The organism is Streptomyces sp. NPDC059957, from assembly GCF_042730015.1.
GTDB lineage: Bacteria > Actinomycetota > Actinomycetes > Streptomycetales > Streptomycetaceae > Streptomyces.
This window is the reverse complement of record NZ_JBHWMB010000005.1, coordinates 182310-205969: the sequence shown is the minus strand read 5'-3', so window position 1 is coordinate 205969 and position 23660 is coordinate 182310. Positions and strand designations below refer to the sequence as shown.

20 protein-coding genes, 3 tRNA genes and 1 pseudogene are annotated in these 23660 nt (G+C 71.1%); 5 read left to right on the top strand and 19 right to left on the bottom strand.

Translation table 11 applies throughout. The features are described from left to right. Positions 1–73: 73 nt before the first annotated feature. Both ACFWBW_RS05825 and ACFWBW_RS05820 read right to left on the bottom strand, forming a co-directional pair. Positions 74–146 (bottom strand) — tRNA-Arg (locus tag ACFWBW_RS05825). Between the two features lie 250 nt (positions 147–396). Beyond that, positions 397–487, bottom strand: a tRNA-Ser gene (locus tag ACFWBW_RS05820). 186 nt (positions 488–673) lie between these two features. On the opposite strand from ACFWBW_RS05820, the gene ACFWBW_RS05815 reads away from it, so the two are divergent. The 3 genes from ACFWBW_RS05815 (at position 674) to ACFWBW_RS05805 (ending at position 5284) form a co-directional block, all read left to right on the top strand. Continuing rightward, entirely contained in the window at positions 674–1126 is a 453-nt protein-coding gene (locus tag ACFWBW_RS05815) for an SSI family serine proteinase inhibitor (RefSeq protein WP_385368720.1), read from the top strand. A 119-nt stretch (positions 1127–1245) separates the two neighbouring features. Beyond that, complete coding sequence (locus tag ACFWBW_RS05810; protein ID WP_385368718.1) at positions 1246–4692, top strand: PAS domain-containing protein; 3447 nt, start codon at positions 1246–1248, stop codon at positions 4690–4692. A gap of 13 nt (positions 4693–4705) precedes the next feature. Beyond that, positions 4706–5284 (top strand): antibiotic biosynthesis monooxygenase, encoded by a 579-nt coding sequence (locus ACFWBW_RS05805; RefSeq protein WP_385368716.1) that lies wholly within the window; start codon positions 4706–4708, stop codon positions 5282–5284. 27 nt (positions 5285–5311) lie between these two features. On the opposite strand, the gene ACFWBW_RS05800 is transcribed toward ACFWBW_RS05805, so the two are convergent. The 9 genes from ACFWBW_RS05800 to ACFWBW_RS05760 all read right to left on the bottom strand — a co-directional run bounded on the left by ACFWBW_RS05800 (position 5312) and on the right by ACFWBW_RS05760 (position 14299). Continuing rightward, on the bottom strand, positions 5312–6961 hold the full coding sequence (locus ACFWBW_RS05800; RefSeq protein WP_385368714.1) for a long-chain fatty acid--CoA ligase: 1650 nt from the start codon (positions 6959–6961) through the stop codon (positions 5312–5314). Between the two features lie 153 nt (positions 6962–7114). Then, the gene (locus ACFWBW_RS05795; protein WP_385368712.1) at positions 7115–7648 is read right to left on the bottom strand and encodes a SigE family RNA polymerase sigma factor; all 534 of its coding nucleotides are present in this window, start codon (positions 7646–7648) and stop codon (positions 7115–7117) included. 147 nt (positions 7649–7795) lie between these two features. Continuing rightward, a complete protein-coding gene (locus ACFWBW_RS05790; RefSeq protein WP_385368710.1) occupies positions 7796–8962 on the bottom strand; it encodes a lipid-transfer protein in 1167 nt (388 codons plus the stop codon). Further along, on the bottom strand, positions 8959–9396 hold the full coding sequence (locus tag ACFWBW_RS05785; protein WP_385368708.1) for a MaoC family dehydratase: 438 nt from the start codon (positions 9394–9396) through the stop codon (positions 8959–8961). Before ACFWBW_RS05785 ends, ACFWBW_RS05790 begins: the two co-directional genes overlap by 4 nt. After that, on the bottom strand, positions 9393–10439 hold the full coding sequence (locus ACFWBW_RS05780) for an acyl-CoA dehydrogenase family protein (RefSeq protein WP_385368706.1): 1047 nt from the start codon (positions 10437–10439) through the stop codon (positions 9393–9395). The genes ACFWBW_RS05785 and ACFWBW_RS05780 overlap by 4 nt, the downstream gene beginning before the upstream one ends. Beyond that, positions 10439–11425 carry a bifunctional MaoC family dehydratase N-terminal/OB-fold nucleic acid binding domain-containing protein gene (locus tag ACFWBW_RS05775; RefSeq protein ID WP_385368704.1) on the bottom strand — a complete coding sequence of 329 codons (987 nt, stop codon included), beginning with the start codon at positions 11423–11425 and terminating at the stop codon, positions 10439–10441. Before ACFWBW_RS05775 ends, ACFWBW_RS05780 begins: the two co-directional genes overlap by 1 nt. Next, positions 11422–12579, bottom strand: coding sequence for an acyl-CoA dehydrogenase family protein (locus ACFWBW_RS05770; protein ID WP_385368702.1), 1158 nt, complete (start codon positions 12577–12579; stop codon positions 11422–11424). Before ACFWBW_RS05770 ends, ACFWBW_RS05775 begins: the two co-directional genes overlap by 4 nt. A gap of 193 nt (positions 12580–12772) precedes the next feature. Continuing rightward, positions 12773–13084 (bottom strand): hypothetical protein, encoded by a 312-nt coding sequence (locus ACFWBW_RS05765; RefSeq protein WP_243331303.1) that lies wholly within the window; start codon positions 13082–13084, stop codon positions 12773–12775. Between the two features lie 804 nt (positions 13085–13888). Continuing rightward, a complete protein-coding gene (locus tag ACFWBW_RS05760; protein ID WP_385368700.1) occupies positions 13889–14299 on the bottom strand; it encodes a DUF6344 domain-containing protein in 411 nt (136 codons plus the stop codon). A gap of 295 nt (positions 14300–14594) precedes the next feature. On the opposite strand from ACFWBW_RS05760, the gene ACFWBW_RS05755 reads away from it, so the two are divergent. After that, positions 14595–15668, top strand: a complete 1074-nt coding sequence (locus ACFWBW_RS05755; protein WP_385368698.1) for an FAD-dependent monooxygenase — start codon at positions 14595–14597, stop codon at positions 15666–15668. Positions 15669–15952: 284 nt separating this feature from the next. Here the strand turns inward: ACFWBW_RS05755 and ACFWBW_RS05750 are convergent, their stop codons facing one another. Continuing rightward, positions 15953–16615 carry a hypothetical protein gene (locus ACFWBW_RS05750; RefSeq protein WP_385368696.1) on the bottom strand — a complete coding sequence of 221 codons (663 nt, stop codon included), beginning with the start codon at positions 16613–16615 and terminating at the stop codon, positions 15953–15955. Between the two features lie 340 nt (positions 16616–16955). Between ACFWBW_RS05750 and ACFWBW_RS05745 the strand changes: the two genes are divergently transcribed. Beyond that, positions 16956–17732 carry an NUDIX domain-containing protein gene (locus tag ACFWBW_RS05745; protein ID WP_385368755.1) on the top strand — a complete coding sequence of 259 codons (777 nt, stop codon included), beginning with the start codon at positions 16956–16958 and terminating at the stop codon, positions 17730–17732. Here ACFWBW_RS05745 and ACFWBW_RS05740 read toward each other — a convergent pair. The 7 genes and pseudogenes from ACFWBW_RS05740 to ACFWBW_RS05710 form a co-directional block, all read right to left on the bottom strand. Continuing rightward, a pseudogene (locus ACFWBW_RS05740) lies at positions 17716–17853 on the bottom strand (XRE family transcriptional regulator); the annotation flags it as partial. The gene ACFWBW_RS05745 and the pseudogene ACFWBW_RS05740 sit on opposite strands and share 17 nt — an antisense overlap. 154 nt (positions 17854–18007) lie before the next feature. Beyond that, positions 18008–18095, bottom strand: a tRNA-Ser gene (locus ACFWBW_RS05735). A 57-nt stretch (positions 18096–18152) separates the two neighbouring features. Further along, positions 18153–19100 carry a trypsin-like serine peptidase gene (locus ACFWBW_RS05730; RefSeq protein WP_385368694.1) on the bottom strand — a complete coding sequence of 316 codons (948 nt, stop codon included), beginning with the start codon at positions 19098–19100 and terminating at the stop codon, positions 18153–18155. Between the two features lie 134 nt (positions 19101–19234). Then, entirely contained in the window at positions 19235–20293 is a 1059-nt protein-coding gene (locus ACFWBW_RS05725) for a YeiH family protein (protein ID WP_385368692.1), read from the bottom strand. Continuing rightward, positions 20293–20847: a cysteine dioxygenase gene (locus ACFWBW_RS05720; protein WP_385368690.1), complete on the bottom strand. Its 555-nt coding sequence runs from the start codon at positions 20845–20847 to the stop codon at positions 20293–20295. Before ACFWBW_RS05720 ends, ACFWBW_RS05725 begins: the two co-directional genes overlap by 1 nt. Positions 20848–20956: 109 nt before the next feature. Further along, on the bottom strand, positions 20957–21862 hold the full coding sequence (locus ACFWBW_RS05715; protein ID WP_266907002.1) for a LysR family transcriptional regulator: 906 nt from the start codon (positions 21860–21862) through the stop codon (positions 20957–20959). A 120-nt stretch (positions 21863–21982) separates the two neighbouring features. Beyond that, entirely contained in the window at positions 21983–23533 is a 1551-nt protein-coding gene (locus tag ACFWBW_RS05710; RefSeq protein ID WP_385368688.1) for a S1C family serine protease, read from the bottom strand. Positions 23534–23660 lie beyond the last annotated feature (127 nt).

Below are 23660 nucleotides of genomic sequence, written 5' to 3'. Positions count from 1 at the left end.
AGGAGGGAGAGCGGGGGAGGCGGAGGGGGGAACGCAAGAGGCCCCCCGGTGAACCGGGGGGCCTCTTGGGCTGTGCACTCGGCAGGATTCGAACCTGCAACCTTCTGATCCGTAGTCAGATGCTCTATCCGTTAAGCTACGAGTGCTTGGCTGGCCGGGGTTTTGCGCCCCGTTGGCCTTGCGAGAACAACAATACATGGACCTCGCCGGGACGCGAAATCCATTAGCCCCACCCGCTCCGACCTGCGGAAACGCCTCGGAAGAAGATCATCCAGTTGGGTGCCGTGGCGTCCCCCGCACGCGTCCGCGCGGGCAGATCCCGGGCAGATCCCGCAACCTCCCGGACCCCGAACGCACCGAAGCCCCGGTCCGCAAGGACCGGGGCTTCGTGAAGTGCGGAGGCGGAGGGATTTGAACCCTCGATGGGGCGTAAACCCCAAACCGCATTAGCAGTGCGGCGCCATAGACCGGACTAGGCGACGCCTCCAGCACACCCTCGCGTACGAAGGTGCGTGCAGATGATGACACAGGCCAGGGGCCGGTCACCAATCCGCTCCCACGGTACAAGGAGGGCGGCCCGCAGAGCAAAGCCTTAAGCACCCTCGCGTGCGGAACGTCGGCGCCGCCTCGTCGTTGGTCTGTCGTACGACGTACGGACGACCTGGAGTTCCCCATGCTGCGTCTCGCCGCTTTCGCCGTCGCCTCCGCTCTGGCCGCAGGGGCGGCGGGCCCGCTGCCCCCGCTGCCACCGCTCGGCCGGCTGCTTTCCGCCCCCGCCCCCGCCCCGGCCCCGGCCCCCGACCGGCTCGCGATCGTCGTGGCCGACACGGGCAACCCGCTGGCCGACGGCGAGTACCGGCTGGAGTGCGACCCGCCCGGCGGGAACCACCCCAGGGCCGAGGACGCCTGCGCCCGCCTCGAAGCCCTCGCGCGCGAGGGGAAGGATCCCTTCGCCCCGGAGCCCAAGAATCAGCTGTGCACCATGCAGGACGGCGGCCGCGCCACCGCCCGGATCACCGGAACCTGGCACGGCCAAAGGGTGGAGTCCCGGTTCCGCCGGACGAACGGATGCGAGATCCGCAGGTGGAACGACTTGGAACCCGTGCTTCCACGTGGGCGCGCCTGACCTGGGAGGATGCGCCGGTCGGGCGAAATGCGCCGGGCATCCGCCCCCTCGCCGGGAGCCCGTGCGCATAGACTCCTCCCGTGACATGCCGGTAGTTGTGGTCAGGGAGGAAGCTCGTCGTGAGCAGCAGGCCATCCCGAGGCGCTGCTCGCCTCGCAGCAATACTCGACGCTCTTCCGGACGCGCTGTTGCTCGTCAACGCCAACGGCACGGTCGTCAACGCGAATTCGATCGCCCTCGAGGTCATGGAGAGCCCCGGTACCGGGCTCGTCGGCCGGGGCGTGCTCGACCTCCTGCCCGAGTTCGATTCCAAGCTGATCCCCGGCTCCATGCGCCGGCCCGGCGAGGACGAGGGCGGCCGCGCCCGCCCGAAACGGATGGTGGCGCGCCGCACCGACGGCAGCGAGTTCCCCGTCGAGGTCACCGCAGCCCATCTCGACGGCCGTGACGCCTACCGTGAGCCGCAGCCCTCGTACACCGGCGACGAGCTGCTGATGCTCGTCGTACGGGACCTCTCGCAGACGCTGGACACCGAGGCCGAGCTGGCCCGCTCCCAGCGCCAGACCGAGATGATCCTGCGCGCCGCGGCCGAGGGCGTCGTGGGCACGGACACCGACGGCAGGGTCGTGCTGGTCAATCCGGCCGCCGCCCAGATCCTCGGCTACCGCGCCACCGACCTGGGCAACCGCGAACTGCACGGGCTGGTCCAGCACTCGCGCGCCGACGGTTCGCCGTTCCCCTTCGAGGAGTCCCCGCTCGCCGACACCCTGCGCAGCGGACGCAAGCACCGGGTCCGCGGCCAGGTGCTGTGGAACAAGGCCGGGCAGCCCGTCGCCGTGGACCTGACCACCTCACCCGTACGGGACGGGGAGCAGCTCGTCGGCGCCGTCATGACCTTCACCGACCGGCGCTCCTACGACGCGCTGGCCGCGCGCCACGCCCAGCTGCTGTCCGTTCTCGGCGACTCCCTGCGCGGGCCGCTGGAGGAGCTGCGCGGGGAGCTGGCCACGCTGGCCGCCGACGACGCGGGACAGCTGTGGCCCGAGGCCAACCAGCTGCTGCACCACCTGGCCGCCGGCTACTCCCGGATGACCACGCTGGTCGACAACGTGCTCTCCTTCCAGCGCCTCGACGCGGGCGGCGAGAAGCTGGACAAGAAGAAGGTGCTGATCGACGGGGTCGTCGCGGCCGGTGTCGACGGCGCGGTCGAGCTCATCGGCCCCGGGCGCGCGCAGTTCGCCGTGCACGCCCCGACCATCGAGGCCGAGGTGGACGCGGAGCGGATCGCGACCGCCCTCGCGCACCTGGTCGCGGACGTCGCCGGGGTGGACGCCACGGGCAAGACCCGCCAGGGCAGCGGGTACATGGACTCGACGATCGTGGTGGCCGCCGCGCAGCGCGGCGAGGTCGTACGGATCGAGGTGCGCGGCCCGTACGAGGGCGGCAACCCGGTGCACGAGCCGATCGTGCGGGGCATCGTGGAGGCGCACGGCGGTGTGCTGCAGACGGTGGAGGTGCCGGGCGCTCCCGGCGGGGCGTACGTACTGGAGCTGCCGCTGGGTGCGGGAGCCGGGACGGTCACCCTGCCCGAGCCGGTGGAGCCTCCGCCGGCCGCGCCCGGGACCGAGGGCGGCCCGGGGCAGGTCTCCGGCGGCCGGCGTGCCCGGCGCGGTGTGGACGCGTTCCTCGACGACGACGCCGCCGACACGGGCGCCGGCACCGGCACCGGCATGGCGAAAGCGGGCCAGGACTCCGACGGCGGGAGCGCGCTCGCGCTGCCGTCCGGCAGGCGCCGGGGCGGTGAGGCCGGGGCGGTCGCCCGGCCCGGCGACGGCGCTCCCGCCGAGCTCGCCCAGTCCCCCGTGAACCCGGCGGGCCTGGGTGGTGGCAGCGGTACGGGGCGGCGCCGCGGCCAGAACGGCGACGGCAGTGACGGCAGCGGCGGCGAGTCCGGTGGCGGCAACGACCGCCCGGGCGGTCCCGGGCGGCCCGTGCCCCCGCAGGGGACCGCCATGCCCGCGCTCCCGCCCGTGCCGGTGGCTCCCGCGCCGGTGCCGCCGTTCCCGGGGCTCCCCGTTCCGCTGACGGAGCACCCCGCCGGGCGGCGGCGTGCCCTGGGCGCGGCGGGACCGGCGCAGCCGGGCGGCCCGGTGCCGGCGACCGGTCTCGGGCCGACGCCCACCCCGATGCCTGCTCCGCCGGCCACTCCGATGCCCGTACCTCCGCCCTCCCCCGCTGCCGCTCCCGTACGGCCCATCGCCCCCGAGGGCGGCTTCGCGCTGCCTGCCGGGCCCACGCCGGCTCCGCAGCCGCCGCAGGCCCCCGCCGAGGCCGACGCCGAGGCCGCGGGCGGGCGGCGCGGGCGCCGGGTGCTGGGCGCGCCCGGCACCGACTCCGAGGGCGCCGAAGCCGCCGCCGGGCAGCCGGACAGCGGCGCGCAGGGCCCCGTAGCCTCCGAGACGCATCCCACCGGGCGGCGGCGTGCGCTGCCCGCCACCCCGGCCTGGCCGGTTCCGGCGGCCCGTACCGCCCCCGAGGACTCGGACGGCAGCGGGCTGATCGCCGTACCCGGAGCCCGGCAGCCGCAGGACACTCCCGCGGAGGCCGCCGGGGCGCCGATCAGCGTCCGCGCGCTGGGCAGCCTCGGCCAGGGCGGCTCCTCCACCGACACCAACGGCTCCGGCCGGCGGCGCCGGCTCGCGGAGCCCGCGCCCGAGGGCCGGGCGTTCGCCATAGGAGCCCCCGAGGCGGGGTCCGCCGAGGGCCCCGAGCCGCTCGACGGGCCCGGTGGCGCCGTCGAGGTGGTCAACCGGACCGTGCCCCGTCCCGTGGACGACGAGCTGCCGCCCGAGCCGCTGGACAACCCGCGCCGGCTCCTGGTGTGGCCGGCTCCCGATGCGCAGACGCAGGCCGCGCTCAGCGACCGCGGCTACCGCCCGGTGATCGTGCACTCCCGCGAGGAGGTGGACGCACAGATCGCCGCGTTCCCCGCCGCGCTGTTCGTGGACCCGCTGACCGGACCGATCACCCGGACCGCCCTGCAGTCCCTGCGCCAGGCCGCGGTGGCCGCCGAGGTGCCCGTACTGGTGACGGCCGGGCTGGGGCACGCCACGCGCGAGGCCGCGTACGGCGCCGATCCGGCCGTGCTCCTCAAGGCGCTCGCACCGCGCGACAGCGAGCAGCACCCCTCCCGGGTGCTGCTGATCGAGGAGCACGACGAGATCGCGACCGCGCTGACCGCCGCCCTGGAGCGGCGCGGCATGCAGGTCGCGCGGGCCGACGCCGATACGGACGCCGTGGAGCTGGCGACCCGGATGCGGCCGAACCTGGTGGTGATGGACCTGATGCAGGTGCGCCGCCGCCGGGCCGGGATCGTGGACTGGCTGCGCGCCAACGGGCAGTTGAACCACACCCCGCTGGTCGTCTACACGGCGACCGGGATCGAGCCGGCCGAACTGCCGCGGCTGGCCTCGGGCGAGAGCGTGCTGTTCCTCGCCGAGCGGTCCACCTCGGCCGACGTACAGGGCCGCATCGTGGACCTGCTGGCCAAGATCGGCACCAACTAGTCATTCTGGCCGCATGGCCATCACCGACACGAGCGAGCAGACCGTCCCCGCCGACAACGGGGAGGTCAGCCTGCTCATCGCGCGACAGGTCGACCCGGGCCACGAGGAGAACTTCGAGGCCTGGGCCCACGGGATCCTGGAGACGGCCTCGGCCTTCCCCGACCACCTGGGGTACGGGCTGTTCCGCCCGGCCGTGGACGGCGGGCCCTGGTTCCTGGTGCACCGGTTCCGCAACCAGGCGGCCTTCCAGCGGTGGCAGGACTCGGCCGAGCGCGCCGCCTGGTTCTCGAACTGTCTCGGGCACCACCACACCGAGATAGCCCGGCGCGAACTGCACGGCATGGAGACCTGGTTCGCGAAGCCGGGTACGGCCCGGCCCGCGCCGCCGCGGTGGAAGATGGCGATCAGCTCGGGGCTGGCCATCTTCCCGATCTCGCTCGCGGGCAACGCGCTGCTCGGGCCGTACCTGGTGAATCTGAACTTCGTGCTCCGGACGGCCGCGTTCGCCGTCGTCTTCAGCACCCTGATGACCTACGTGGCCATGCCCGCGATCAGCAAGCTGCTGCGGCCCTGGCTCACCCGCGGCCAGTAGCCCCGGTGGGCAGTGGCCCGGTGGGGCTCAGTCGAGCTTGGTGACGTCGAGGGTGCCTTCCGCGTACTGCTTGCGGATCACCTTCTTGTCGAACTTGCCGACGCTCGTCTTCGGAACGGCCTCCACGATCGCCCAGCGCTCCGGCAGCTGCCACTTGGGGATCGACTGGCCGAGGAAGGCGCGCAGTCCCGCGTAATCCACGGTGGCCCCCTCCTTCAGGACCACCGTGGCCAGCGGGCGCTCGTCCCACTTCTCGTCGGGGACGGCGACGACCGCCGCCTCGGCGACCTCCGGGTGGGCCATCAGCGCGTTCTCCAGCTCCACGCTGGAGATCCACTCCCCGCCGGACTTGATGACGTCCTTGGCGCGGTCGGTGAGGCTGAGGTAGCCGTCGGGGCTGATCACGCCGACGTCTCCGGTCTTGAGCCAGCCGTCCGCGCTGAACTTGTCCTCGGGGCGGATCGGTTCGCCGGACGCGCCGCCGTAGTAGGCGCCCGCGATCCAGCTGCCGCGGACCTCCAGCTCGCCCGCCGACTCGCCGTCCCAGGGCAGGATGTCGCCGCCGGGGCCGACCAGGCGGGCCTCGACGCCCGCGGGGAAGCGGCCCTGGGTGATGCGGTACGGCCACTCCTCCTCGGGGGTCAGACCGGCCGGCGGGTGGGCCATGGTGCCCAGCGGGGAGGTCTCGGTCATCCCCCAGGCGTGGTTGAGGCGCACGCCGAGCTTGTCGTAGGCCTCCATCAGGGCGGGCGGACAGGCGGCGCCGCCGATGGTGACCTGCTTCATCGAGGTCAGGTCGCGCGGGTTGGCGGTGACCTCGGCGAGCAGCCCCTGCCAGAGGGTGGGGACGGCCGCGGCGTGCGTGGGCTTCTCCCGCTCGATCATGTCGGCGAGCGGGGCGGGCTGCAGGAAGCGGTCCGGCATCAGCATGCTGATGCCGGTCATGAAGGTGGCGTGCGGCAGGCCCCAGGCGTTGACGTGGAACTGCGGGACGACGACGAGGGAGGTGTCCTTGTCGGTCAGGCCCATCGACTCGGCCATGTTGACCTGCATCGAGTGCAGGTAGATCGAGCGGTGGGAGTAGATGACGCCCTTGGGGTCGCCCGTGGTGCCGGAGGTGTAGCACATGGCCGCGGCCTGGCGCTCGTCCAGCTCGGGCCAGTCGTAGGTGTCCGGGCGGCCCGCCAGGAGCTCCTCGTACTCGTGCACGCGCACGCCGAGGCCCTCCAGGGCGGAGCGGTCGCCGATGCCGGCGACCACGACGTGCTCGATGGTCGGCAGGTGCGGCAGGAGCGGGACGAGCAACGGCAGCAGGGTGCCGTTGACCAGGACCACCTTGTCGACCGCGTGGTTGACGATGAAGACCAGCTGCTCGGGAGGGAGCCGCAGGTTCAGCGTGTGCAGGACGGCCCCCATGGAGGGGATCGCGAAGTACGCCTCGACGTGCTCGGCGTTGTTCCACATCAAGGTCGCGACGCGGTCGTCCTGCTGGACGCCCAACTCGTCGCGCAGGGCGTTGGCCAGGCGCGTGGCACGGGTCCCGATCTCGGCGAAGCTGCGGCGGTGCGGCTCGGCCTCTCCGGTCCAGGTCGTGACCTGGGACTTCCCGTGGATCGTCATCCCGTGCTGCAGTATGCGGGTGACGAGGAGTGGTACGTCCTGCATGGTGCTCAGCAAAGCGTCCTCCCGGTGGGCGCTGCGGCGCTGCGGCGGCTACGGATGCTGCGATTCTGCGCACGTACCGGTCGGTCTGTCACTACCCAAGAGTAGAAAACGGGGCCCGATGTTTCACGTGAAACATCGGGCGGGTGGGGCCGGGCGCACCTCGACTCAGCGGACGGGTGTCAGTTCCGGGTCCTCGCGGAGCTTGACCAGCGCCCGGGAGACGGCGCTCTTGACGGTGCCCACGGAGACTCCGAGCAGCTCGGCGGTCTGGGCCTCGCTCAGGTCCTCGTAGTAGCGCAGTACGACCATCGCCCGCTGCCGGTCGGGCAGCCGGGTCACGGCACGCCACATCGCGTCGCGCAGTGCCTGTGCCTCGGCCGGGTCGGCGGCCGGCGGTTCGTCGGCCTCGGGCAGCTCGTCGCAGATGAACTCGTCGACCTTGCGCTTGCGCCACTGGCTGGTGCGGGTGTTGACCAGGGCCCGGCGGACGTAGCCGTCCAGGGCGCGGTGGTCCTCGATGCGGTCCCACGCGACATAGGTCTTGGCCAGGGCCGTCTGGAGGAGGTCCTCGGCGTCGCAGGGGTTGGCGGTGAGCGAGCGCGCGGTGCGCATCAGGACCGTGCCGCGGGTCCGGACGTACGCCGAGAACGACGGGTACGGCGTCGGATTCGAGGCGAACGTGCACACAGGCGTGGTCATGCCCCCACGCTAGAAGCGGCGCGGCCCCACCGGATCGGCCGTAGGTGCCGAAGCGGGATCCCCCTCAGGTTGTAGGGGTGGGGCCCGCCCCACCTCCTGAAGGTGGAGGAGGCGGGGCTTCCACCCGGAGGGGAACGGCGGGCTTGGTCAGCCGTCCGCGCCCAGGATCAGGCCGGAGGTCGGGACCCCGGTACCGGCTGTGACCAGGGCGTGGGCGGCGCCGGAGACCTGGTTGACGGAGGTTCCGCGCAGCTGGCGGACCGCCTCGGCGATGCCGTTCATGCCGTGCAGGTACGCCTCCCCGAGCTGGCCTCCATGGGTGTTGAGCGGCAGCGCGTCCGCGGCCACGAAATCGGCCGCCTCCCCCGGTGCGCAGAAGCCGAACTCCTCCAGCTGCATCAGCACGAAGGGCGTGAAGTGGTCGTAGAGGATGCCGACGTCGATGTCCGAGGGCCGCAGTCCACTGGTCCGCCACAGCTGCCGGGCGACCACGCCCATCTCCGGCAGCCCCGTGAGGCCGTCCCGGTAGAAGGAGGACATGGCCTCCTGGCGGCGGCCCGCACCCTGCGCCGCCGCCGTGATCACGGCGGGCTTCTGCCGCAGGTCACGGGCCCGCTCGGCGGTGGTGACGACGATGGCCTGGCCGCCGTCCGTCTCCTGGCAGCAGTCGAGCAGCCGCAGCGGCTCGACGATCCAGCGCGAGGCGGCGTGGTCGGCGAGGGTGATGGGCTTGCCGTAGAAGTAGGCGGCCGGATTGTTCGCGGCGTGCCGGCGGTCGGTGACCGCGACGTGGCCGAAGGCCTCCGGGGTCAGGTTGTAGGCGTGCAGGTAGCGCTGGGCCGTCATGGCCACCCAGGAGGCCGGGGTGAGCAGCCCCCAGGGCAGCGACCAGCCGAGCGCCGCGCCCTCGGCCGAGGGCTCGCGCTGCTGGACGCCGGAGCCGAAGCGGCGGCCGGAGCGTTCATTGAAGGCGCGGTAGCAGACCACCACCTCCGCGACCCCGGTGGCGACGGCGAGGGCGGCCTGCTGGACGGTGGCACAGGCGGCCCCGCCGCCGTAGTGGATGCGGGAGAAGAAGGAGAGGTCCCCGATGCCGGCCGCCTGGGCGACGGTGATCTCGGGGCTCGTGTCCATCGTGAAGGTGACCATGCCGTCCACGTCGGCGGGGGTGAGCCCGGCGTCGTCGAGGGCCGCGTGCACGGCTTCGACGGCCAGCTTGAGCTCACTGCGGCCGGAGTCCTTGGAGAACTCGGTCGCGCCGATGCCGGCGATGGCGGCACGGCCGCCGAGTTGGTCACGGGTACGGACGCTCATGCCGTGCCCTCCGGGGTGCCGAGGGTGCCAGGGGTGCCGGGGCCGTCCGGCGTGGTGTCCAGCGTGACGGTGACGGTGCCCGTGACGTGGTGGCCGATGCCGTTGGCGCCGACCACGCGGATCTCGGCGGTGTCCCCGTCGAGGGCGGTGACGGTGCCGGTCAGCGTCATGGTGTCGCCGGGGTAGTTCGGGGCACCCAGGCGGATCGCGACCTTGCGCAGGACCGCGCGCGGGCCGAGGCGGTCGGTGATGTACCGGCCGACCAGGCCGTTGGTCGTCAGGATGTTCATGAAGACGTCCGGGGAGCCCTTCTCCCGCGCGAGCACCGCGTCGTGGTGCACGTCCTGGTAGTCGCGGGAGGCGATCGCGCCCGCGACGATCAGGGTGCGGCTGACCGGTATCTCCAGCGGCGGCAGTGTGTCGCCGATGTTCATGCCTCGTCCCCCTCGGACGTGTCTTCGGACAGGACCGCGCCGAGCTCGGCCAGCAGTTCGCTGCCGCAGCCCAGGTACGCGTCGAGCTGGCGTCCCCACAGGAAGTGCCGGTGGACCGGGTGGTCGAGGTCGGCTCCCATGCCGCCGTGCAGGTGCTGGCCCGCGTGGACGACCCGTTTGCCCGCTTCCGAGGCCCACCAGGCCGCCGTCAGCGCGTGTTCGCCCGCCGGGAGCCCCTCGTCCACGCGCCAGGCCGCCTCGTACGCGGTGACCCGTATCGCCTCGGTGTCCATGTAGGCGTCGGCCGCGCGCAGCATGACGCCCTGGTTGGTGGAGAGCGGCCGGCCGAACTGCTCACGGGTGGAGGTGTACTCCACGGCGCGGGCCAGCGAACCCGCGCAGACCCCCGCCTGGAGGCCGGCGAAGGCGGTCCGGGCGACGGCCAGTACGTCCGCGCAGGCGCCCTCCCCGCCGACCCGTTCCGCCTCGGCGGCGGTCAGCGTCAGGACTCCGGCCGACCAGGGAGCGGTGGTCTCCACCGGCTCCGTACGCACCCCGGGCGCGTCCGTCCGTACGAGCCACAGGGCTCCCGTCCGGTCCGGGACCAGGACGTGCGTGGCCTCGCGGAGCCAGGGCACGGCGGGGGCGCTGCCGGTGAGCAGGCCGTCCGGCGAAGCGGTGATCCGGCCCCGGTTCGGGAAGGCTCCGGTGGCCACCGCGTCGCCGGAGCCGAGCGCGGGGAGCAGCCGGGCACGCTGTTCGTCGGTGCCGTGCCGGGTCAGGGCGAGGATCCCGTACACGCACGTGGCGGCGTACGGGACCTGCGCGGTCGTGCGGCCCTGTTCCTCCAGCAGGAGCACCAGGCCGAGCAGCCCTATGTCCTCGACGGCGGCGGTCAGCCCGGCAGCGGTGAGGGCCTTCCACAGCTCGGCGTCGCTGCCGGTGCCGGCGGCGCCGAGGCGGTCGTGGGTGGCGAGGTCTCCGAAGATCTGGGCGGCGAGTCCGGCCGCGGCGGCCTGCTCCTCGGTGGGGTGGAAGTCCATCAGGCTTCGCTCCCCCGGAAGACGGGCAGTTCCAGTTCCTCGTCCACGCGCAGAAACTCCAGGCGCACGGGCAGCCCGATGCGGACCTTGTCGTACGGGATTCCGGTGATGTTGCTGACCATGCGGACCCCTTCGGCGAGTTCGACGAGGGCCACCGCGTAGGGCGGGTCGAAGGCGGGGAAGGGCGGATGGTGCATGACCACGTACGAGAACACCGTGCCGGCGCCGGACGCCTCGACCGTGTCCCAGTCCGGGCTCCCGCACGTGTTGCAGCCGGGCAGCCAGGGGAAGCGGAGCGTCGCGCAGGCGGTGCAGCGCTGGATCAGGAGCTTGTGATCGCGGACGCCGTCCCAGAAGCCCTGGTTGTCGCGGTTGATCACGGGGCGGGGGCGCTGGGCGGGCTTCTTGCCCGGCTCGGTGGGCTTCTTCGCCGCCCGGACGGTGGGCTTCTTCGCCGCCGGGACGTACTTGAGGATCCGGAAGCGGTGGGTCCCGGCGAGTTCGCCGTTCGCGCGGACGTCCATGCGGGTGGTCACGAAGTGGCCGGTGCCCAGCTTGGTCGTCTTGCGCGGGGACACCGACTCGATGACGGCGTCGAAGGTGATCGCGTCACCGGGGCGCAGCGGCCTCAGGTACTCCTGCTCGCAGTCGGTGGCGACGACGGAGGTGCAGCCCGCGCCGTCGAGCAGCGTGAGGAGCTCGTCGTAGGCCGAGGAGCGGTCGGCGTGTCCGGAGAGCCCGCCCATCGTCCATGCCTGGAGCATGGTGGGCGGGGCGATGGCGTCGGGCCCGGTGTAGGCGGGGTTGGCATCGCCCATCGCCTCGCACCAGTGGCGGATCATCGGCTCGTTGACCGCGTCCTTGCCCTGGCCGGCGGTGGCTGCGAGCTGCCCTTCGAAGGCCGTGAGCAGAGTGTGGAAGCGCGCTGCCTCCGACTCCCCTTCCGACTCCGCTTCCACTGCTCCGGTGGCGGGCGTGGCGGTCATCGCTTCCTTCCCTTCATACCGAGCCGCATCATGGCGACGATCTCCCGTTGGACCTCGCTGACCCCGCCCCCGAAGGTGTTGATCTGGGCGGCCCTGTTCATCCGCTCCAGCTCGCCGCCCGCGAAGACCGCGGGTCCGGATCCCCGGATGAGTGCCTCCTCCCCCACCACCTCCTGGCAGATCCGGTACACCTCGACGGTGGACTCGGTGCCCAGGAACTTCACGCCGCTGGCGTCGCCCGGGGCCAGGGTGCCGGCGCCGACGTCCTGGACCAGGCGCCAGTTGAGGAGGCGTACGGCGGCGAGGCGCGCGTGTGCCTCGGCGAGCCGGGACTGGATCCAGGGGCGGTCCGCGGGGCGCTCGCCGGTGACCGGATCGGGGGTGCGGGCGTGGTCGAGGGCGCCCTGGTAGAAGTCCTCGGCCTGCATGCCGATGGCGGCGAGGGCGACACGTTCGTGGTTGAGCTGGTTGGTGATCAGGCCCCAGCCGCCGTGCTCGGGGCCGACGAGGTTCCCGGCGGGCACGCGGATGGAGTCGTAGTACGTGGCGGTCGTGGTCAGCCCGCCGACGGTGGCGATCGGGGTCCAGGAGAAGCCGGGGTCGTCGGTCGGCACCAGGATGATGGAGATGCCCTTGTGCTTGGGGGCCTCCGGGTCGGTGCGGCAGGCGAGCCAGATCCAGTCGGCGTTCTGGGCGTTGGAGGTGAAGATCTTCTGGCCGTCGATCAGCCAGCCCACGTCGTCCCGGACGGCCCTGGTGCGCAGGGAGGCGAGATCGGTGCCCGCCTCGGGCTCGGAGTAGCCGATGGCGAAGACGAGTTCGCCCTTGAGGATCCGGGGCAGGAAGTAGTCCTTCTGCTCCTGCGTCCCGTACTTCATCAGGGTCGGGCCGACGGTGTTGAGGGTGACCATCGAGACGGGGGCACCGGCCCGGTAGGCCTCGTCGAAGAACACGAACTGCTCGTCGGGGCCCCGGCCCTGGCCTCCGTACTCGACGGGCCAGCCGAGGCCGAGGAGTCCGTCGGCGCCTATCCGGCGCAGTAGGGCGCGCTGCTCGGCGGGGTCCTCGGGCACCCCGTCCGGCAGCAGGTTTCCGAAGTACTCCCGCAGCTCGGCGCGGAGCCGCAACTGGCCTTCGGTCGGGGCGAGGTGCACGGCGCTGGCCTCCCGGCATCACATCATCAAGTGGAGCTGACTGTCCGTCAGATTCCAGGTGGATGTCAAGGCCGAGGCAGCCCGGGGCGCTGTGACGCAGCCCGTGAGAACGCCCGAAGGCGCCCGCACTACCGGACCCCAGCCGGTCCGGTCGCGCAGGCGCCCTGGGCAATCGATGCGGCTCAGGCCGCGGCTACCACCAGGGGTAGAAATTCACCGCGACGTTGGAGTTGTGCTGTTCGATCGCGGTGAAGGCCGAGCCGTTGACCTGCGCGGTGTTGTTCTGATTGGACGCGCCGGACCCGGTGGCCACCTGCTGCGAGGTGGAGGAGTTGCCGTGGTTGTTGCCACCCACGCCGCTGCCGATGATGCTGGCGACGCTCGCATTCGATCCGTCGTTCGCGAACGAGCCGTTGTCGGCCGATGCCACCCCGCCGAAGAGGGCGACGGCGAGGGGGAGAGCGGCGACGGCGGCGATGACGCGGGCGGTACGGATGCTTGCCATGTCTTTATCCTCCAGAAAACCGAAGTGGGCTGTACTCCAAGGCAGTTGGCCGACCGCCTCGGTCGTTCCGTGTGGTGACGACGTCGCGAGACCAGAGTTGCCCACCGAATCCCCGGCGAACCACCCCGGAGCCCTCGATTCCCCCGCAAGCATGACCAACATCGGATAAACCCCATTCACGCCCCCGGGGCCCCAGGTCAGCGCCCTGAGACCCGCTGAAACCCCCGCCCGACAAGGGCTGAACCGTTCCACCAAACCGGCCGGCCCCGGACATGCCGAAAAGGGCCGCGCCGTCCGGGAACCCCACCGTCTCCCGGGCCTGCGGCCCTGCGCTGCCAAGCTTCACGCCCCCCGCACGCCCCCGGCGCTCGCCGGGGCCCGCCCACTGTGCCCCGCTCCGGGGCACCATCACGGCGCGATCCGCGGTCGCGGCCTACTCACACCGACCGACCGGGTTCCAGCGCCTGCGCTGCGTTGCCTTGCTCTCGCGTTCTGCTGCCTTGCTCCTGCGTTGCTCCTGCATGCTGCGGCCTACTGGGGTCGCTGCTGGTACTGGTACGGGTACTGGCACTGGTGCTGGTACGAGCACTGGTGCTGCCGTGTCCTGCGTACTGGGCGCCGCGCACGGGGCCTACACCTTGCACCTGCGCGCACTGAGTCCTGAGTCCTGAGTCCTGAGTCCTGCGATCAACGGGTCTTGCATCCCGAGTCCTGCGATCAACGAGCCCTGGGCTTCAACGAACCCGGGGTCAACGGGTCCCGCGTCTGCCGCGGTACGAGTACTCCGTCACTCCGTGCCGCGCGCTACGCGGCGAGCGCCATCTCCCGGCGAGCGGCTCCGACGCGGACCGCTGCGGCGAGCGCGGCACTACGGACGCCGGCGTCCACTCCGGACTCGGCCTCGGCTCCGGAGCCGGCGGCCAGGGCGGTGGTGGAGCGGCGGACGGACGGGGTCTTGCCGTGGGCCTCGGCGCGGATGCGCTGCTTGATGGTGGGCGGGAGCGAACCACCGCGCATCATCGCCCTCCAGGTCCGCCGCGCCATGAAGGCCGGCCGGTTCGCCGCGGCGGCCGCGGGGGCGGCGGAAGGCGAGGAGGAGAGCGGGGTGGCGGCGGCCTGAGCGACCTTGCCGCCGAAGCCGAGGGAGCCGAGGAGGGCCACGAGGGCCGCGAGGACGGTGGTCCAGATCGACGTGATGGTGCTGCGGTGAGCCATGACGGGTCCCTCTTTTCGCGAATGTTCCGACGGGCGGATCTGAATACATTCGTCATGATGCGGGCGCAACCGGAACGCCTCCACGCCCCGCGCCGCTCTTCCGACAAACACCACTCAAAGGGGCTAATCGCATAATTCGACCCCTCTGGATCTGTACGTGACACCCGGCCGGAACTCCGCCCGAAGATCGCCATCTCCCCATCTCCGGACGGATGTTGACATCCGCTCATCTCGCCCACCATGCTCACCCACGGCGCGACGGACCTTCTTCTCATGGTCGGGGGACCAGGTCTCCATGCAGAACCGAAACGTACTGATATCGGGTGCCGGCATCGCGGGCACCGCCTTGGCCTACTGGCTGCGCCACCACGGCTTCCGGCCGACCGTGGTCGAGCGCGCCTCCGCCCTCCGCGAGGGCGGCTACAAGATCGACATCCGGGGTGCCGCGCTCGACGTGGTCTCCCGCGCCGGGGTCCTCGACGCGATCCGCGAGCAGCGGACCGACGTCCAGGGCGGCTCCATCGTCAACGCGGCCGGCAAGCGGGTGGCGACGCTGGACGGCGACACCTTCGGCGGCCGCGCGGGCCACGACGCGGAGATCCTGCGCGGCGACCTCAACCGGATCCTCTACGACCTCGGCGCCGACGGGCTGCACTCCAACACCCGGGCACTGGTCTTCGGCCCCGAGGAGCGCTTCATCCGGGACCTGGGCTACTACGTCTCCATCTACAGCGTCCCCAACCACCTCGACCTCGACCGCTGGGAGCTGACTTCCGTCGCTCCCCTGCGCACGGCCCTGACCTACAGCACGGCAAAGGACACCGGCGCGTTCCTCTTCGCCTCGGAGCCGCTGGGGTACGACCGCCACGACGTCTCCCGGCAGAAGAAGCTGCTGGCGGAGGCGTACGCGGGCGAGGCCTGGGAGGCGCCCCGGCTCCTCGCGGCGCTGGAGGAGGCCCCGGACTTCTCCTTCGGCTCCCTCAGCCAGGCCCGCCTGGACCGCTGGTCCAAAGGCCGCACGGCCCTGGTCGGCGACTCCGCGTACTGCGCCTCGCCCGCCTCCGGACAGGGCACGAGCCTTGCCCTGGTCGGCGTCTACGTCCTGGCGGGCGAGCTCGCGGCGGCCGGCGGCGACCACGCGACCGGCTTCGCAGCCTACGAACGCGAGATGCGCGGCTTCGCGGAGGAGAACCAGAAGCTCGGCCCCTCGAACATCAAGCACATGGTCATGCGGACCAAGCGCCAGATCTCGATCCAGCTGACCGTCCTCTCCCTCCTGGGCCGCCTGCCGGGCAAGGAGCGGATGATGGCCAAGGTCATGCAGCCGATCCAGAAGGCCGCGAACTCCATCACCCTCAAGGACTACTGACCGCGCCGGCAGCCGGCGTGCGCCTGGGCGAACGCAGAAGGGGTGCCATCTGGTCGGTGGCACCCCTTCCGGGCGGGGCCGCGGCCCTGCCTGGTGCGGTGGGTGTGGGATTTGAACCCACGGTGACTCGCGCCACGACGGCTTTCAAGACCGCTTGGATAAGGAATCTCGCTCGGGCCCCCACCAGGGATTTCACTCCCAGCGGCAGCCACGCAGATACCGTTCTGGCCAGAGGCTGGCCACGGCCATGATCGAGCTGCGCGTCAGACACTCGCCCCTTGACCCTAGATCGAAGACGCTTCAGGCTCCTCCGCCCGCGCCTCAGCGTTCTGATCGTCGAGGACCTTCCTCAGCTGAGGCAACTTGGCACCTGCCAACTTGAGGATGAGTGCAGCACGGAGATGTGTCTTAACCGGGGCATTGTCCTCATTGGTAAGCAGGTCGAGTGCTTGGTCCAGATCCCGTTGCGCCTGCATGTCCTGGCGCAACGACGTGGTCTGCTCCTCCATGTGGCGTAGGGCCGAGTCAGCACGCTTGTGAAATAGAGCTCCGATGGCTGCCGTCAATAGTCCCGTAACGCTCACAACGATCGACGCGTACTGACTACCGTTCGAATCGGCACGGAAGATTGCGAGCATCACGCCGGTAATCAGGACAGCACCGCCGACGATCGACGCTGCCAGACTGACGACGAAGGTGGCCTTTGCTTGCGTCAGACCGTATGCGTAGTACCGAATGAGGAGCTTGGTGAAGTTTGTACTGTCCTTCTCCTCCTGCGTGGAGTCTGCAGGAGCCTGGTCCCAGTTCGGCAATAGCTCGTCGCTGAGTTCCTTACGTTCTCGATCAACGGCACTCCTGAAGCCCTTGCCCACGGTGACCAGGCCTGCCACAGCCACCACACCTGACATGACGGCGATCAGGATTCCCATGCTGTCGGTTGATGTCACGCAGTGATCCTGTCAGGGGCCGATCCTCCATAGCGGTATTGAATTTGACCAGTCAGCCGTCAGTCCCGTTCATCCTCGGGCGCCCCGCCGGTTGCCGCGCGTCCGCATGCTGGCTGCCAGAAGTTCGCGGGAGGACTCGGCCATTGGGCTGTGGGCAGGGCAGACACAAACAGGTTTTGCGAACGACGTCTTCGGCTAGGTCCATTCCGGACAGTCTTCGGCGAGTAGAGCCCGGTCTCAACACACGACGGGAAGAGTGACAGACATGCCCGAGTCCCCCGAGCTGTCCCCCGACTACGCTGGTCATCACCAGCCGACGAACGGGGAGAGTGCTCTGAGGCTGGGACCGAAGTCGACGAGGGTCTACCAGACGATCCGGTCTTGGATCGAGTCGGGCAAGTACGGTCCCGGCGAAAAGCTTCCCTCCGAGCGGACCATGAGCGCTGAGCTGGAGATCGGCCGTACCGCCCTCCGCCAGGTGCTCGCACGACTCGCGAGCGAACACTTCATCAAGGCGTACGACCGCAGCTCGTACCGAGTCGTGGGGAGCGAGACCGTACCCACGCCGGCAGAGATGGAGCCCTGGACGATCCACGGCAGCAGGACGGTCTACGAGAACCGGTGGGTGAACCTCGACCTCGTCGACGTCGAGCCGCCCGGGGTCGAGCGCTTCGAGCACCACGTGGTCCGCCTGCATCATGTGGCGATCACGGCCGTGATCGACGAGCAGCAGCGCGTCCTGATGCTGTGGCGCTACCGCTTCGTCCCACAGCAGTGGGGATGGGAACTCCCCGGCGGGATCGTGGACGAAGGCGAGGATGCGGCGACCACGGCTGCGCGAGAGACCGAGGAAGAGACCGGCTGGCGCCCCACGAACGTCGAGCACGTCGTGACGTACCAGCCCATAATCGGCATGGTCGACTCGCCCCACGAGATTTTCGTGGCGCGGGGTGCTGTGAAGGTGGGTGAACCCACGGACATCGAGGAAGCTGGGAAAATCGCCTGGGTACCCCTGGCGGACATCCCCGGACTCATGGCCGAAGGAAAGCTCATGGGGTCAGGAACCCTGGTCGCCCTCCTTCACGTCCTCGCGTCGCGGGCTACAGCCGCCCCGTAAGTAGCTCCACACGCCGGCGATGCCGCACGGACCCCGTGCGGTTCGCTAGAAGGCGCGCCTGCTGAAGATTCGAGCGGGCCTCGTCGAATTCGCCACGGGCAAGGTGCGCCTGCGTCAGGTCGGTGCAACGGGGAGGCCTGATGGCCTGGCCACGAGTTGGCCACACATGCTGGTCACCATGGCGACAGAGGCGATCCAGAGTGAGACAGGGTGAACGACGAAGGGGTGCCCCTCCATGAGGGGCACCCCTTCTGATCAGCATGTTCTCTGACCTGTGGCGGTGGGTGTGGGATTTGAACCCACGGTGACTCTCGCCACGACGGTTTTCAAGACCGTTCCCTTAGGCCGCTCGGGCAACCCACCTGGCGGGTACAGAGTACCGGGCGGTGGGGGCGGGTGGCGCTGGGGATTCGCGGGGGGTCAGGCGGTCTGGGCCTTGTCGTAGGCCGCCTTCGCCTCGCTGCCGAAGTACGGGCCGAACATCCGGTTCGGCAGGAAGGTGTAGCCGAAGCTGTTCACCGAGACCTGGGTGCCCAGGCCGGTCGCCTCGTTGAAGTCCTGGAACCAGGGACCGCCGCTGGAGCCGCCGGTCATGTTGCAGGGCAGGCTGTGGTCCTTGGTCAGCAGGAAGTCCTTGCCGCTGTTGCCGCTGCAGTACACGAGCTTGCTGCCGTCGTACGGGGCCGCCGCCGGGAAGCCGAAGGCGTACATCTTCTTGTTGTAGCCCCCGTTGAAGACGATGCCCTGGGCTCCGACGGCCTGGCTGAGCGTCCGTCCGTTCAGCGGGGCGACGACCGCAAGGCCGACGTCCATGTTCATGTCCTCGCTCGCCACCCACTGGTCGGTCGCGAAGGTCTTGGTGGCCGTCCACTGCCCGTAGGGCGCGTTCCCGTTGTCGTATCCCGGAACGAAGATCCAGTTGGTGTGCCAGGCGCCCTGATACTTCACGCAGTGGCCGGCGGTGATCACCGTGCTGCCGTTGGCGCTGGTGATGGAGTCGCCCGAGCAGGAGGCGCTCTTCCCGTTGAAGGTGAAGAAGACCCGGCCCGAGGTTTTGACCACCGCGCCACCGGACGTCCAGGCTCCGCCCGGCTGGGGGAAGGCCGTGGGGGAGGCGTCCGCGGGGGTCGGGGCGATCGTCGTGGGGCGCTCCGCAGTGGTGGGCGCCGTACGGGCGGCCGTGCCCGGGGCGGCAATGCCCGGGGTGGCCGTGATGTCCAGCGGGGTGGCGGCCCGCATCCGCTCGGCCGACCAGGAGCCCGGGGCGGGGCGCTGCTCGGCGGCCGAGGGGGAGGCCGCCGTCAACGCACCCGCGAGCAGGGCTCCCGTCGCGAGTAAGACCGATATGGCTGTCCGATGGCGATTCACGCATGACTCCTTCTGCCGTGCCCGGATGAAGAGTTGTCGGTGCGGATCGGGGGCAGAGTGGCACGCCGGGAACGAGATGTCAGGCACCAGTCGGAACGTTCGGTCGGTTCCGGCCAGGAAATGGCCAACTCCGGTTAGTTGGTGAGGAGAACACCCGCGTACGAGGCTCCGGCCACCACCACCCAGGCCGCAAGGCCCAGGAGGGCCGCACGGCCGCCGGTACGGGACAGGGTGGGCAGGTGGACCGCACTGCCCAGGCCGAACAGAGCGGCGGCCAGCAGTAGTTCCTGGGCGGTGTGCGCCCACTCCAGCGCTACGTCGGGCAGTGTCCCGGTGGCGCGCAGCGCGGCTGCCGCGAGGAACCCAGCCACGAACAGCGGCACCGGAGCCGGCCGGCGGCCCGTGGAAGCGCGCACTCCGCGCCGGCGGGCCCGTAGCGAGAAGGCCACCGCCGCGACCAGCGGGGCCAGCATCGCCACGCGCATCAGCTTGACCAGCACGGCTTCGCCGAGAGCCCCGGGGCCGGCCGTCTGGGCGGTCGCCACCACCTGGCCGACGTCGTGGACGCTCGCGCCCACCCAGCGGCCGAAGTCCGGGTCGGAGAGTCCGAGCGGAGACTGGAGGAGCGGGAGGACGGCTATGGCGAGCGTGCCGCACAGGGTGACCAGGGCCACCGAGGAGGCGACATCCTCCTCGTCGCTGCCCGATACCTGACTGACGGCTCCGATGGCCGAGGCTCCGCAGATCGAGTACCCGGTGGCTATCAACAACGGCTGGTCTCCTGGGAGTCCGAGCCGCCGGCCGAGCCAGAGGGTGCCCAGGAAGGTCGCCGCCACCACCGCGGCCACCATCGCCACGGTGGCCCAGCCCAGCCGGAGCACCTCGTCCAGCCCCAGGGCCAGGCCCAGCAGGACGATGCCGATCCGCATCAGGCGCCGCCCGGCCAGTGAGAGACCCGGGCGCGCGGGGCCCCGTACGAAGGCCCGTAGACGGGGGAGGTGCGCCGCTGCGATGCCGAGCACCACCGACACCGTCAGCATCGGCGCCCAAGGCGCCAGCCGGTGCGCCGACCAGGCCACCAGGACTCCGGCCGCGGCAAGGCCCAACCCGGGCCACGATGACGATGTTTCACGTGAAACATCGACCGGAACCGATGATCCCGCCCCGCGCACCGGGCGGTTCAGCAGGGCCATCAGCCGGTCGGCAGCGTGTAGACGCGGCGGACACTGCTGCCCAGGCGTACGACGTCGGCGCCGTAGACGTGCAGGGATATCGCCTTGGTACGACAGGAGTTGCGGACTTTGTGGATGTCGCCGGGCGGGGCGAACCCGCAGACCTCACCGGGGCCGTTGACCACGTGCTCGGTCGCCACCAGTCGGGCGCCGGTGGTGGCCGTGGCGGGGGCGAGACGGTAGCGGAGCTCGCTCTCCTCACCCTCGTGCACCCCGGCCACGCACCACGAGACGTGGTCGTGGATGGCGGTCTCCTGGCCCGGCAGCCACACCAGGGCCACCACGGAGAAGCTGCCGTCCGGCTCCGCGTGCAGGACGTGCTGCCGGTAACTGTCGGGGTGCCCCTCGCGCTGCTCGGCAGTGAGCAGACCGGGCGCCCCCAGGTGCGGGGCGAGGCGTTCGCCGACCAGGTAGGCGGTCAGGTCGGGGGCCACCCCCCGGTCCACGACCGTACGGATCTCACTGACGAGGGCGGCCATCCTCGCGGTCGTGCGGGCCGGCGTGGTGGTGGTCATAAGGGGAGCGTCGAGGAGCCCACCCATCACGTCCAACGACAGTTATGAGCTGAATTCCCAAACTCGGCTTATGGGTTGATGGTGGAGCGGGATCCTCCGGCGGGCCGGTTCAGCAGCCGACGCGGTTCGAGGCCGCCTGCCTGAGGGCCTCCAGCACCACCGCCGTCGCCGGGACCCGCAGATGGTCGCGGTACACGTGCGCGGCGATGTGACGGCGTGCGGCCGGCAGCAGGGCCCGCCCGCACACCTTGCTCAGCGAGAGCGAGGGCAGCACCAGGGCGGGCATCATGGCCACGCCCAGGCCCTGCGCGACCAGGCTCTGGACCACCAGGTTGTCGTCGGTGGCGAACCGGATGTCGGGCACGAAACCGAGCCCCGCGCACTCGTGCAGCAGGTTCGCCCGGCAGCGCGGGCAGCCTGCGATCCACCGCTCCTCGGAAAGGTCCGCGAGGTGCACGGCCCGCCGCCGGGCCAGCGGGTGCCCGGTCGGCAGCAGCACCGTCAGCTGGTCCTCCATGAGCCTGACCTCGGCGACCTCCTCCGGGACCTCCTCGTGCAGGCCGGGATAGGTGAAGGCCAGGGTAATGTCGCACTCGCCCCGCTCCAGCCTGCGCAAGGAGTCCGGAGGCTCCCCCTCCAGCAGCTCGACCTGAATGCCCGGGTGTTCCTTGGCCAGGCTGCTCAGGGCTTCCGGGACCAGGGTGACGTTGGCGCTGGGGAAGCCGCACAGCCGGACGCGGCCGGTCCGCAGCCGGGCGTAGGCCTTCAGCTGGGCCTCGGCGGCGGAGAGGCTGCCGAGGATGGCCTCGGCGTGCCGGGCCATGGACTCCCCGGCCTCGGTAAGCTGCATGCGGCGTCCGACGCGGGTGAACAGCGGGGTGCCGACGGCGCGTTCGAGCGCCTTCATCTGCTGGGTGATCGCGGGCTGCGTGTACCCGAGGACCCGGGCGGCGGCCGAGTAGGACCCCGAGGCGACCACCTCGTGGAACGTCCGTATGTGCCGCGAATCGAACACGGTTGAAGCATAAGCGGACGTTGGGAGGGGCCGCAGGCACAATCGCGCCTACGGCCCCTCACCATCAAGCCAGTTGGTCCTGCCGCCTCGCCGGGCCGGCCCGTGCGCGGCGGTCGGACGCTACTTGTCGCCGACCCGCGAACCGAGCGTGATGTCCACCGTGGTCGGCTTGCCGCCGCGCAGGTAGGTCAGCTTCACCGTGTCACCCGGCTTGTACGTCCAGATCTCGCTGATCAGGGTCGGGCCGCTGTCGATCGGCTTGCCGCCGAGCTCGGTGATGATGTCGCCGGGCTTCAGCCCCGCCTTGCCCGCAGGGCCGTTCGGGTCGACCAGCTCGTTGGCCGAGGCGCCCGTCTCGGAGATCTTCGCGCCGTCGGTCTTGGCCGTGAGGTCCACGGACACCGAGATCACCGGGTAGACCGGCTTGCCCGTCTTGATCAGCGATTCGGCGACGTTCTTCGCCTGGTTCACCGGGATAGCGAACCCGAGGCCGATGGAACCGGCCTGGCCGCCGCCGCCGAAGCCGCCGTTGCCGGCCGACTGGATCGCCGAGTTGATGCCGATGACCGCGCCTCGACTGTCGAGCAGCGGACCGCCGGAGTTGCCCGGGTTGATCGAGGCGTCCGTCTGGAGGGCACTCATGTACGAGTTCTTGCCGCTGGAGCCGTCACCCGAGGCGACCGGGCGGTTCTTGGCGCTGACGATGCCGGTGGTGACGGTGTTGGACAGGCCGAACGGAGCGCCGATCGCGATGGTCGAGTCGCCGACGGCGACCTTGTCCGAGTCTCCGAGGGGCAGCGGCTTGAGCCCCGACGGCGGGTTCTTCAGCTTGATGACGGCGACGTCGTACCCCTGGGCCCGGCCCACGACCTCGGCCTCGTACTTCTTGCCGTCGGAGAAGGTCGCGCTGAGCTTGCCGCCGTTGGCCGCGGAGGCGACCACGTGGTTGTTCGTGAGGATGTGGCCCTGCTGGTCGTAGACGAACCCGGTGCCGGTGCCGCCCTCGCCGTCTCCGGCCGAGGCCTCGATGGTGACGACGCTGGGCAGCGCGCCGGCGGCCAGGCCCGCGACGGAGCCCGGATCGCGCTTCAGGTCCTTGGGCGTGTTTCCGGCGCTCACCGTGGTGGAGCCGGAGCCGTTGGCACTCCGGTCGGCCGCCCAGTAGCCGACGCCGCCGCCGACACCGCCCGCGAGGAGCGCCGCCGCGAGGATGCCCGCGATCATGCCGCCCTTGCCCTTCCGCTTGGGCTGCGGTGCGCCGTCGGTGGCCAGGGGCACGCCCCAGCCGCCACCGCCCTGGCCGTCACCGGCCCCGTACGCCGGGGCCGCGGGCGGCGGGGGAGGCCAGCCCTCGGCGCCCATCGCCTGCGGCGCGGGGGCGGGAGCCGGGGCCTCGGCGTACGCCGGGTGGACCGGCGGGGCCGGGCTCTCGGCATAGGCAGGAGCCGGAGGCTGGACGGCCGCGGCGGGCTGGGCAGCCGGGGTCTGGTGGAGCTGCTGGGTCGGCTCCGTGCCGGGCGCGGACGCCGGCGGCAACTGCTGCGTCACCGGCTCCACGGGCGCCGACGCGGCGGGCGCGGACGGCGCGGCGTCGACGGGCGCGGCCACCGGGGGTACGGGCGGAGCGGCGGGGGGTGTCGGGGCCGCGGTGCCCTCGTTCTCGGTGCTCACAGCGCTCTCTCCTCGTCACACACGGCTTCAGAAATACGGGCGATATCGGTCCGACTGAACGTTCGACGTGCCGTACAAGTTCCTGGGCAAAGCCTTTCCCATGCCCCGTCAGAGCACTGTAAGCCGG